9 protein-coding genes are annotated in these 11,633 nt (G+C 48.5%); all 9 read left to right on the top strand.

Going from position 1 to position 11,633, the window contains the following annotated elements; all coding sequences use genetic code 11:
• The first annotated feature begins 46 nt into the window (after positions 1 to 46).
• The 9 genes from nuoM (at position 47) to I2494_RS16640 (ending at position 11,617) form a co-directional block, all read left to right on the top strand.
• Complete coding sequence (gene nuoM, locus I2494_RS16680; protein ID WP_130590927.1) at positions 47 to 1,579, top strand: NADH-quinone oxidoreductase subunit M; 1,533 nt, start codon at positions 47 to 49, stop codon at positions 1,577 to 1,579.
• A gap of 6 nt (positions 1,580 to 1,585) precedes the next feature.
• Entirely contained in the window at positions 1,586 to 3,043 is a 1,458-nt protein-coding gene (gene nuoN, locus I2494_RS16675) for an NADH-quinone oxidoreductase subunit NuoN (RefSeq protein WP_140919329.1), read from the top strand.
• Positions 3,044 to 3,491: 448 nt separating this feature from the next.
• Positions 3,492 to 4,805: an isochorismate synthase MenF gene (gene menF / locus I2494_RS16670; protein ID WP_218468052.1), complete on the top strand. Its 1,314-nt coding sequence runs from the start codon at positions 3,492 to 3,494 to the stop codon at positions 4,803 to 4,805.
• A 10-nt stretch (positions 4,806 to 4,815) separates the two neighbouring features.
• The gene (locus I2494_RS16665) at positions 4,816 to 5,283 is read left to right on the top strand and encodes a methyltransferase family protein (protein WP_218468053.1); all 468 of its coding nucleotides are present in this window, start codon (positions 4,816 to 4,818) and stop codon (positions 5,281 to 5,283) included.
• Between the two features lie 253 nt (positions 5,284 to 5,536).
• Positions 5,537 to 6,943, top strand: a complete 1,407-nt coding sequence (locus I2494_RS16660; RefSeq protein WP_218468054.1) for an MFS transporter — start codon at positions 5,537 to 5,539, stop codon at positions 6,941 to 6,943.
• 133 nt (positions 6,944 to 7,076) lie between these two features.
• Positions 7,077 to 8,129 carry a LacI family DNA-binding transcriptional regulator gene (locus tag I2494_RS16655; protein ID WP_407657923.1) on the top strand — a complete coding sequence of 351 codons (1,053 nt, stop codon included), beginning with the start codon at positions 7,077 to 7,079 and terminating at the stop codon, positions 8,127 to 8,129.
• Between the two features lie 2 nt (positions 8,130 to 8,131).
• Positions 8,132 to 9,115: a nucleoside hydrolase gene (locus tag I2494_RS16650; protein ID WP_218468055.1), complete on the top strand. Its 984-nt coding sequence runs from the start codon at positions 8,132 to 8,134 to the stop codon at positions 9,113 to 9,115.
• Positions 9,116 to 9,241: 126 nt separating this feature from the next.
• Positions 9,242 to 10,888, top strand: coding sequence for a Na/Pi cotransporter family protein (locus tag I2494_RS16645; protein WP_218468056.1), 1,647 nt, complete (start codon positions 9,242 to 9,244; stop codon positions 10,886 to 10,888).
• A 123-nt stretch (positions 10,889 to 11,011) separates the two neighbouring features.
• Positions 11,012 to 11,617, top strand: coding sequence for a YebB family permuted papain-like enzyme (locus I2494_RS16640; protein ID WP_218468057.1), 606 nt, complete (start codon positions 11,012 to 11,014; stop codon positions 11,615 to 11,617).
• Positions 11,618 to 11,633: the final 16 nt, after the last annotated feature.

The raw sequence follows: 11,633 nt of genomic DNA, 5'->3' as shown, positions 1-11,633 counted from the left end.
GTAGTTTTTCAAATAAAGCTTATTCAAATAAAGGACATAAAACGCCATGCTACTACCTTGGCTAATACTTTTACCCTTTATCGGCGGCTTCCTTTGCTGGCCGAGCGAGCGCTTAGGTAAACAAGTGCCTCGTTATGTTGCGCTGATATCGATGGGGTTAACGCTGGTTCTCTCCCTGTATCTGTGGATGGAGAGCGGTTTTACCGTCACTTCTCCGCAGAACATGTGGTTGGCTGAGCCATTCCGCGTAGACTGGATCCCAAGCCTTGGCATTCAGATTCATCTGGCATTAGATGGTCTGTCATTGCTGATGGTTGTATTGACGGCTTTTCTGGGGCTGCTGGCTATTCTCTGTTCATGGACAGAAGGTCAACGCTCTCAGGGTTTCTTCCATTTAAACCTGCTGTGGATTCTTGGCGGGGTGATGGGGGTGTTCCTGGCTGTCGATATGTTCCTGTTCTTCTTCTTCTGGGAGATTATGCTGGTTCCGATGTACTTCCTGATTGCCCTCTGGGGGCATAAAGGATCTGACGGTAAAACCCGCATTAGCGCAGCGACTAAATTCTTTATTTATGCGCAGGCCAGCAGCCTGTTCATGTTGATTGCCATCGTTGGTCTGGTGTTTGTTCACTTCAAAGCCACCGGCGTGATGACCTTCAACTATGAAGACTTGCTGAATACGCCAATGTCCTACGAAGTACAGTTCCTGCTGATGCTGGGCTTCTTTATCGCTTTTGCGATGAAAATGCCGGTAGTGCCGCTGCACGGCTGGTTGCCGGATGCTCACAGTCAGGCACCAACCGCAGGTTCTGTTGACCTTGCTGGTCTGCTGTTGAAGACCGCTGCTTATGGTTTACTGCGTTTCAGCCTGCCGTTCTTCCCGGAAGCCTCTCATGCATTCGCGCCAATCGCTATGTGGTTGGGTGTGTTGGGGATCTTCTACGGTGCATGGATGGCGTTTGTTCAGACCGATATTAAACGTTTAATCGCTTACACCAGTATTTCCCATATGGGCTTTGTGATGATCGCTATCTATAGCGGCAGCGTATTGGCTTATCAGGGTGCCGTGGTGCAGATGATTGCTCACGGTCTGTCGGCTGCCGGTCTGTTTATCATCAGTGGTCAACTGTATGAGCGCCTGCATACGCGCGATATGCGTGAAATGGGTGGTCTGTGGAAGCGTATTCGTTATTTACCAGCGCTGTCGCTGTTCTTTGCTGTAGCGACGTTAGGTATGCCGGGAACCGGTAACTTCGTTGGTGAATTTATGATTCTGTTTGGAAGCTATCCGGTAGTTCCGGTTATTACCGTGGTGGCAACGTTTGGTTTGGTATTCGCATCAGTTTACTCACTGGTTATGATGCAACGTGCTTATTACGGTGCACCAAAATCTGATAAACCAATTGCAGGCATGAACGTGCGTGAGCTGTCCATGGTGCTGTTACTGGTGGTGTTGCTGGTACTGTTAGGCGTTTACCCTCAGCCGGTTCTGGATACGTCACACTCTGCGGTGAGCACCATTTCTCAATGGTATAACGCTGCGGCTTCCGTATCTCCAGACATGTCTATAGGAAAGTAAATCGCCATGACACTAACTGCACAACATATGCTTTCTCTATTACCGCTGTTAATCGTTGGATTGACCGTGGTGGTTGTGATGCTGTCCATTGCGTGGCGACGCGATCACTTCCTTAATGCAACGATTACGGTTATTGGCCTTAACGTTGCGCTGCTTTCGCTGTTTATTGTTGCACAGCAACCGGCTACGGATGTGACCCCGCTGTTACGAATCGATGGATTCTCAATCTTTTTCACCGCACTGGTGCTGTTGGCTAGTCTGGCAACCTGTACCTTTGCTTACCCATGGCTGAGTGGCTACCCGGATAATAAAGAAGAGTTTTATCTGCTGGTGCTGATCGCTGCGTTGGGTGGGGTGGTATTGGCTGGTGCTAACCATCTGGCATCGCTGTTTATTGGTATTGAACTGCTTTCACTGCCGCTGTTTGGTTTGGTGGGTTATGCCTATCGCCAGCGCCGTTCACTGGAAGCGTCCATTAAATATATGGTGTTGTCTGCTGCGGCCTCTTCATTCTTACTGTTTGGTATGGCGCTGCTGTATGCGGGAACCGGTGGCTTGTCTTTCGCCGATCTGGGCCACAGCATGAGCGATAAAGTGCTGCATCAACCGCTGCTGATTGTTGGTCTGGGTATGATGCTGGTTGGTTTTGGCTTTAAGCTGTCGCTGGTGCCGTTCCAACTCTGGACGCCGGACGTTTATCAGGGGGCTCCGGCTCCGGTATCAACCTTTTTGGCTACCGCCAGTAAGATTGCTATCTTCGGTGCGCTGGTGCGGATGTTTATGTATGCGCCGGTGGCTGATGGTGAGTCGGTTCGTACCGTGCTGGCGATTATTGCCTTCTGTTCCATCCTGTTTGGTAACATTCTGGCACTGACCCAAAGCAACATTAAGCGGATGCTGGGTTACTCTTCTATCGCTCATTTGGGTTACCTACTGGTAGCGCTAATTGCGGTTCAGGGTCATCAGCTATCAATTGAAACCATCAACGTCTATCTGGCAGGTTATCTGTTTGCCAGCCTGGGCGCATTTGGTGTGGTCAGCTTGATGTCCAGTCCGTATACCGGCCCGGATGCTGAGTCTTTGTATGCTTATCGCGGCCTGTTCTGGCATAAACCAATTCTGTCTGCAGTGTTAACCGTGATGATGCTGTCTCTGGCCGGTGTGCCGATGACATTAGGTTTTATTGGTAAGTTCTATGTTATCGCAATCGGTGTGAGTGCTGACCTGTGGTGGTTAACCGTTACGGTAGTGGTAGGTAGTGCGATTGGTCTTTACTACTATCTGCGTACCATGGTCAGCCTGTATCTGGAAGCGCCGCAAGAGCGTCAGCGTGATACGCCAAGTAACTGGGCGTTAACCGCCGGTGGTGTGGTGGTTCTGCTGTCGGCATTAGCGGTGCTGTTCTTCGGTCTGTATCCGGAGCCGCTGATTAAGCTGGCGCGGTATGCGTTTCCGATGATGTAATTGGTAGTTGTTTTGAAGAAAATACCGGCGATGTTTGCCGGTATTTTTAATTTATAGGTATCAGTTTCAGTGGCTATACCGACCGTAAAGACTATGAGCGTATATTGACGTTGTGCCCGTAGCAGCTTTAGCTGCCGGACAAACAGGCAAAGCCTGTTTGAACAACGTTTGCGTTGACCTGAAGGGTGAAACACCATCAAATGTTTCATAACTGCCCCTAACCCGGCCAGGCCCGACGTACTTGGCGCTAAAGTACCGATGGTCTTCCGGCCGTGCACGATGAAAATATAAGCACTCAGTCATTACGGGCGGAATATCTTCAAAAGCCAATTTTGATTAATAGTTCGTTTTTAAAAAATGACCCTGTGCGACAATCTATTTTTATCTGATTTTCGATTCAATCCACCGTATAATCCCTGGTTTTAAGTTTTATCTCCGAGAGGTTGTAGTGAAGCAAATATCTGAACTGGTGACGCAGCTGCATAAGCGCCTGCAAGAAGTTGCTCGCCCGGAACCAGGTCGGGAGCGAATTACCGTTTCCCTCACGCTTCAGCAACGTACCTCGTTACTTAGCTGGCTTGCAGCTCAGCCGATTTTTCCACAGTTTTACTGGCGTCAGCGTGACGATCTGGAAGAAGCGGCGGTGTGTGGTGAGGTGATCCGCTTTAATGATGCGGATTCTGCCCGTCAGTTTTTGATTTCTAATAACGTCGCCGATATGCGTATCTGGGGATTGAATACCTTTGATCAGGTAGAAACGCCGTCATTAAACACGCCAAAAAGTGCATTGTTCTTGCCTCGTATTGAGCTGTTGCGGGATATGGACGGCGGTAAGCTGGTGGTGAATCTTTACAGCGAGACCTCGCTGGCTGACGATGTTGTTATTGCACAAAAATGCATTGAGCAGTTAACCACCTCCAAACCGTTACCGGTACTTAATGTAACGGTTAATTCGGTGCAGCATCAGCCAGAAAAGCAGGGGTGGTGCGATCTGTTAAATCAGGCACTGGCAACTATTCAACAAGGGCAGTTTGAAAAAGTAGTGTTGGCTCGTAAATCGACGCTTTCGCTAAATGAACCGCTAAATCCGGCGGCTTTTCTTAATGCCAGTGAGAAAGTCAATCACCATTGTTTTCACTTTATGATGCGCATGGATGATAAAACCGCATTTTTGGGTTCGTCTCCGGAATGCCTGTTTTTACGGGTTGGCCAACATCTGACTACCGAAGCGCTGGCGGGTACGGTAGCCAGTTCATCAGATAACCAGCAGGCTAAACAACTGGGCGACTGGTTAATGCAGGATAAAAAGAATCAACATGAAAACCTGCTGGTGGTTGATGATATTTGCCAGCGGCTACACGGTGGTATTCTGGCCATTGACGTTCTGCCCGCGGAGATTGTTCGCTTACGTAAAGTGCAGCATCTGCGGCGTTGTATTCACGCGGAGCTGGCGGTAGCTAATGATGCAGACAGTCTGCAACGATTACAGCCAACGGCGGCAGTAGCGGGGCTTCCTCGTGAACCTGCTCGTCAGTTTATTCTGCAACATGAACCCTTTACTCGTGACTGGTACGCCGGTTCTGCCGGGTATATCTCTTTAAACCAAACCGAGTTCGCTGTTTCTCTGCGTTCTGCTTTGGTGGAAGGCAGTAATATCCACCTCTATGCGGGAGCTGGTATTGTGGCGGGTTCTGACCCTGAGCAGGAGTGGCTGGAAATAGAGAACAAAGCAGCAGGGTTGAGAACGCTGTTGGAAGAATAGAGGACAAGCCATGAGATGTTCAGCACTTGAGCTACGTTTTCCACCACCGATTATTTTCGCTGTCTCTTTGCTGCTTATTGGCTTAATTAACTGGTGGTTCCCGTCATTTCGAACGGCATCTACCTTAATGTCGGTGGTGTCTGGTATCTGTTTTCTGGCCTCCGGTATTATTGGTTTATCCAGTCTGGCGATGTTCTATCGCCAGAAGACCACGGTAAATCCTGTCAAAGTCAATTCAGCTACCACTCTGGTTGATAGCGGACTGTATGCTTTTTCCCGCAATCCGATGTATCTGGCATTAGCGTTACTATTGTTGAGCATCTGTTTATGGTTAGGAAATTTGCTGAGTCTGGCAGGGGTTGTGTTATTTATTGGGTTTATTACACGCTTTCAAATCATTCCGGAAGAAAGGGCGCTGGCTGAGATTTTTGGTGAGAACTATCAGCGTTATTGTCAGCGAGTGCGACGTTGGCTGTAATTTCTCTTTTTTAGTTATTCATTTTTAGGTTCATTCATTTTCTTGTCACATTACTCAGGTAAAAACAACGCATTTTGTGAGCCACTTCAAGATCTACGCGAGTAGATTTGATCTATCTACGCGGGTAGATAAACTTTGCAGCATAACGAAATGATTGTGCTTGATTGATAATTGGCCAGTCAGTTTGTTGGTTATATGGGCAAGTAACACGCCGGATGCCGGCTGTTAATCTGTATCACACAGGGGATAACGAATGACAATAATAAATAGCTCTGAGTCATTACCTCAGGCTTCGTCAGAGATGACGGCAGCCGATGAGAGGCTGACAACACAGGAAGGGCGTAAGGATTTCTGGCGGGCGACGTTTTCATGCTGGTTAGGTACCACCATGGAATACGCCGATTTTGCACTATACGGACTGGCGGCGGGGATCATTTTCGGTGATGTCTTCTTTCCGAACGCCACTCCGGTTGTGGCTTTAATCTCCAGCTTTGCTACCTATTCAGTTGGCTTTATTGCCCGACCGATTGGCGCATTGTTGTTTGGCTGGCTGGGAGATCGCAAAGGACGTAAGTTAGTGATGGTGATTACTATCACGCTGATGGGGGCTTCAACCACCTTAATTGGCCTGATACCCAGTTATGCCACTATCGGTTTATGGGCTCCGGGCTGTTTAGCCTTTCTGCGTTTTATGCAAGGGCTGGGGGCTGGCGCAGAACTTTCCGGTGGTGCTGTGATGTTGGGAGAGTATGCCCCGGCTGAGAAACGTGGTCTGGTGTCATCAATCATTGCACTGGGCTCTAACAGCGGTACTTTACTGGCCTCTTTGGTATGGCTGATTGTGTTGCAAATGGATAAGCAAAGCTTACTGGAGTGGGGATGGCGTATACCGTTCCTGTCCAGTATTTTGATTGCTGCGGTTGCGCTGTTTATCCGTCGTCATATGCGTGAAACGCCGGTATTTGAGCGTCAAAAACAGGTTCTGGAAGAGCAGCGCCGTTTAGCCATGGAAAAAGGGCACCAGCAAGTCAAGCAGAAAGATACGCGTAGTTTCTGGAAACGTACCAAAGCTTTCTGGATTATGGTCGGTTTACGTATTGGTGAGAATGGACCTTCCTATCTGGCTCAGGGCTTTATTATCGGCTATGTGGCGAAAGTTCTGATGGTTGATAAGTCAGTACCCACCATGGCAGTATTTATTGCTTCGTTGTTGGGTTTCCTGATTATTCCGCTGGCCGGATGGCTATCCGATCGGTTTGGTCGTCGAATTACCTATCGCTGGTTTTGTATTTTGCTGGTTCTGTATGCATTTCCGGCCTTTATGCTGCTGGAAACCCGCGAACCGATTATTGTGATGATTACCATCATTGTTGGTATGGGGCTGGCATCACTGGGTATCTTTGGTGTACAGGCAGCATGGGGTGTTGAGCTGTTTGGTGTCACTAACCGTTATACTAAAATGGCGGTGGCTAAAGAGCTGGGTTCTATTATGTCAGGCGGAACGGCGCCGCTTGTGGCTTCAGCCATGCTGTCTTATACCGGTCACTGGTGGCCGATTGCGGTCTATTTCGTGTTTATGGCGGGTATCGGTTTAGTTGCAACCTTTTTTGCGCCGGAAACCCGGGGGCGCGATCTTAACCTGCCGGAAGATGCAATATAGCCTGATGTGTGCCGATTAATTCCCGACAAAATGATATGTTATTGTCTGAGTTGGGTATTTTTCCGTAATCAGGTTGGGTATCCTGTATAAAATTCTGATAACCATAGTTATTTTTATCTGCCAGGCAGATTAAGTGAGTAACGCAGTGTTGAATCAATATTCTCGCCGCGTAACGCGTTCCGATGTGGCACGTGAAGCGGGGACATCGGTTGCCGTGGTCAGTTATGTGATCAATAACGGGCCGCGTCCGGTTGCAGAAGCGACTCGCGAGCGCGTGTTAGCGGCGATTAAAAAAACAGGATACCGGCCAAATGGCATAGCCAGAGCCTTAGCATCGGGAACTACTCGTACCTATGGTCTGGTTGTGCCAAATATCTCTAACCCATTTATTTCTTCTATGGCTCATGCTCTCCAACAGGAGGCATTCACCCACGGTCAGGTATTGTTATTAGGCGATGCAGGAGATGACCGCCAACGTGAATTGGAGCTGATTAATAATTTGTTGCACCGTCAGGTGGATGGATTGCTGTACACCAGCGTTGACCGTCATCCTTATATTGAGCTGATTCAGGCCAGTGGTACGCCGTTTGTGATGCTGGATCGGGTCGATCCAGCACTTAAGGTGAGTGCCATTCGCGTAGATGAGCAAGCGGCGGCTTTTCAGGCAACTTCGCATCTGATTGAACATGGCTATCGCGATATTGCCATCATTTGCGGGCCGAAGGAGATGCTGAATACACAGGATCGTATTAATGGCTGGCGGGATGCGCTACAGCAAAATGGTTTAACGGTTAACGAGCAGTGGATTTTTTCCACCGACTATACCCGCGAGGGGGGGTATAGGGCGGCAGAACAGATGTTGCAGGGCAAACTGCCCAGAGCTTTATTTGCAACTAATGAGTTGCAGGCTTTAGGGTGCTTACGAGCCCTGTCTGAGCGTTCGATTTCTGTACCTGATGAGCTGGCGCTGGTGTGTTTTAACGGTACCGTTGAATCACAATTTAACGTGCCTTCCTTAACCACTGTGCGTCAACCGGTGAGCAAAATGGCTAAAGCGGCCATTGAGATGCTGAAGAATTGGAATGATTTTCCTAACGTACAAGAGTTTGCCTTTGAGCTACAACCAGGCGAATCCTGCGGGTGTTCGCCACAGCGGGCGGTTCACTCGACTAAACTGAAAAGATAATTATGCGCTTAATAATTGATTGCGATCCGGGAAATGGCGTGGTTGGTGCCAATGTAGATGATGGTCTGGCACTGGCTTTAGCCATTGCTGCACCGGATATTTCGCTGGAGTTGATCACGACGGTTTCTGGTAATACGCCCAGTATGGTGGGTTTTTCGGTGGCGCGTGCATTAGTGGAGCGCCTGGGACTGAATATTCCGGTACGCCGGGGTGCTTCACAGGCATTGGTTGAACCGGCAGGCCCATGGCGGGATAAGCTAGACCATGGTGCCGAACGCAGCGGTTTGACTAATCTGTGGCAACAGGTACCAACCTTGCGCATGGCGGATTATGAAGCTCCACTGGCAGCCCATGAAATAGGACAACTGATTTGCAGTAATCCCGGTGAAATTACCTTAGTCGCCATTGGCCCATTAACCAATATTGCGCATGCTATCCAGCTCTATCCGGATTTGGTTCACCATGTGGCTGAAATTGTGATTATGGGCGGCGTATTTAACGTTGATGGTTATATTAAAGATACTAACTTTGGCGTCGACCCGGAAGCGGCTCATGTGGTATTGACCAGCGGCGCTAATATTACGCTGGTTCCTATGGATGCCACGGTACAAACGCAAATGTTGCATCAGGATTTAGATAAAATAGCGGAAATCGATACGCCGCTGTGTCACTTTCTGGTGGAAACTATACGACCATGGATGGATTACTCCATTCAAACTCGGGGGCTACCTGGCTGTTGGATCCATGATGTGTTAGTTGTCGCCTGGTTGTTGGATCGTAGCGTGGCTACCTATACGTCCCGTTATGTCGATGTGGCACTGGAAGGGGTATTAACTCGTGGTACTACCTGGCAGCGCGATCCGCATAATCTTCGCTTAGATGTGGGTATCGCACCGGCACAGGGTAAACCGGTTACCGTGCTACAATCAGTTGATAATCAGAAGCTGTTGTCGATTATTCATCATAACTTGAATCATTATCGTTAGTTCAACTATAAGCCTGAAGGCGTCGTCATCTGCGCCTTCTATTGCTATTTTTAAATATTAAACAGGTGGTTTATTACATTCAATAAACAGGAGCGTTCTTCTGAAATTGAATAACAGGACATTGCTATGCTGACCTTGCTTCATTTGCTCTCCTCTGTGGCCCTGTTAGTTTGGGGAACTCATATTGTTCGTACCGGTGTGATGCGGGTGTTTGGTTCCGATCTTCGTCGGATATTGAGCGCCAGTATTCGAAAAAAATGGCGGGCATTTATTGCCGGGGTGGGGGTAACCGCGCTGGTGCAAAGCAGCAACGCAACAGCATTACTGGTGATCTCTTTTGTCTCTCAGGGGCTAATTGGTTTAGCGCCAGCGCTGGTGATTCTGTTAGGCGCGGATGTGGGTACAGCGCTAATGGCGCGAGTGCTAACCTTTGATCTCTCCTGGTTATCGCCGCTTTTGATTCTGTTTGGTGTGATTACCTTTTTAAGCCAGAAGAAAACCCGTATCGGGCAAGTGGGTCGAGCCGGTATCGGACTGGGGTTGATTTTGCTGGCTCTGCAGCTGATTGTCATTTCTGCCGAACCCATTACTCAGGCCAGCGCAGTACGGGAGGTTTTCTCCTCTCTGGCTGGTGATGCCGTTTTAGCGTTATTAATTGGCGCACTGTTTGCCATGGTGAGTTACTCCAGTCTGGCGGCAGTGCTGTTAACCGCCACGCTGGCTGCCACCGGGCTGGTACCACTTAATATTGCTCTGTGTATTGTCATTGGTTCCAACCTGGGCAGCGGCTTCTTAGCTTTGCTTAGCAGTCGTGGACAGGGAGCAACGTCGCGACGTCTGGTATTGGGCAGTCTGCTGTTTAAGATTATTGGTTGTGTGCTGGTGGTACCGTGGATCGCAGTACTGACTCAATGGCTACGTCAGTACTCACTGCCTGCTGCGGAAGTGGTGATCTATTTCCACGTCTTGTACAACCTGCTGCGCTGTATTTTGATGTTGCCACTGGTTAATCCAATGGCTCGCCTGACAACCCGTATGATAGCGGAAGACCCTGCGATGGCCGCTCAGTTAACCCCTCGCTATCTGGATAGTGCTGCATTGGATACACCTTCGCTGGCACTGGCCAATGCGGTACGGGAAACTCTGCGTTTGGGGGATGTGGTAGAGCAAATGTTGGTGGGCTTTAATGAAGTGTTAGCAGGGAATCAGCAGCACCGCCGTGAAGTGGCTCATTTGAAAGATGAATCGGATATGTTGTACGGCGCGATTAAGCTCTATCTGGCAAGACTGCCACAAGAGAGTTTAAGCACGGTGGATTCCCGCCGCTGGGCGGAAATTATTGATACCGCGGTAAATCTGGAACAGGCGGGAGAGATCATTGACCGTATGACCTCTGAGGTATCTTCTAAATCGCTGGGAGTACGTAAATCTTTTTCTTTAAAAGGCATGGAAGAACTCAATACTTTGTATTTACGTCTGGTTAAAAATCTGGACTTAGCCATGTCGGTATTCCTGTCCGGTGATATTGATAATGCCCGTCGCCTGCGTCGCGCCAAGCACCGTTTTCGTTTGTTGAATCAGCGTTACTCTTTAGGGCACGTAGAGCGCCTGCATCATAAGAATCTGCAAAGCATGGAGACCAGTTCACTGCATATGGGCTTGCTGGCGGATATGAGAAGGCTTAATTCGCTGTTTTGCGCAGTGGCTTATTACGTGTTGGAAGTGCAGGATGAAGAGAGTCACTCTGATGGAGAAGCAGGGATAATTAACTGACAGAACTGTCAGATTTGTCAGTGATAGTAAAGGTTTGTCGAGGTTATTGATTCAATAGTGCTAACTGGATAATTTGTGGGAAATTTCTGTTTAATCAACGTCCCGTAAGTTAAAGGAATCGCTATGAACGTTAATTATCCGACGACCTATGAAGTAGGTGATGTGGTATTTACCTGTATTGGTAATTTACTGTTTCGTCAGGTTTCTGCCGCATCTGCCTGCTGGAGTAACCACGTTGGGATTATTATTGGCCATGACGGTAAGGATTACATTGTGGCGGAGAGTAAAGTTCCTCTGTCCCAAACCACTACGCTGACTAAATTTGTTTCCCGTTCCGTTGATGGGCGCTACGGCGTTCGTCGTCTGGAAGGGGGATTAACCGAGCAACAAAAACAGTCGCTGGTTGAAAAGGTGCCTGAACGTTTAAAAGTGCTGTATCACACTGGCTTTAAGTATGAATCCTCCCGTCAGTTTTGTTCCAAATTCGTGTTTGATCTCTATCGCGAAGGGTTGTCTATTTCCATAGGAAAAATTGAAACCTTTGACGCACTGCTCAGTAGTAATCCCGATGCGAAGTTACAATTCTGGCACTTTTGGTTTTTAGGGGCGATACTCTGGGATCGTAAAACCGTAACACCAGCCAGTTTGTGGTTTTATCCTACTCTGGTTCCAGTATTTAACAGTCACCCTGATGCGAATGAAACTGAGCCTGACTGGTATTATCACTAAATCATCAATTGGTACT

The organism is Limnobaculum allomyrinae (genome assembly GCF_016649425.1).
Taxonomy (GTDB): domain Bacteria; phylum Pseudomonadota; class Gammaproteobacteria; order Enterobacterales; family Enterobacteriaceae; genus Limnobaculum; species Limnobaculum allomyrinae.
Note: the sequence above shows the minus strand (reverse complement) of the source record. Positions and strands in the feature narration are given on the sequence as shown.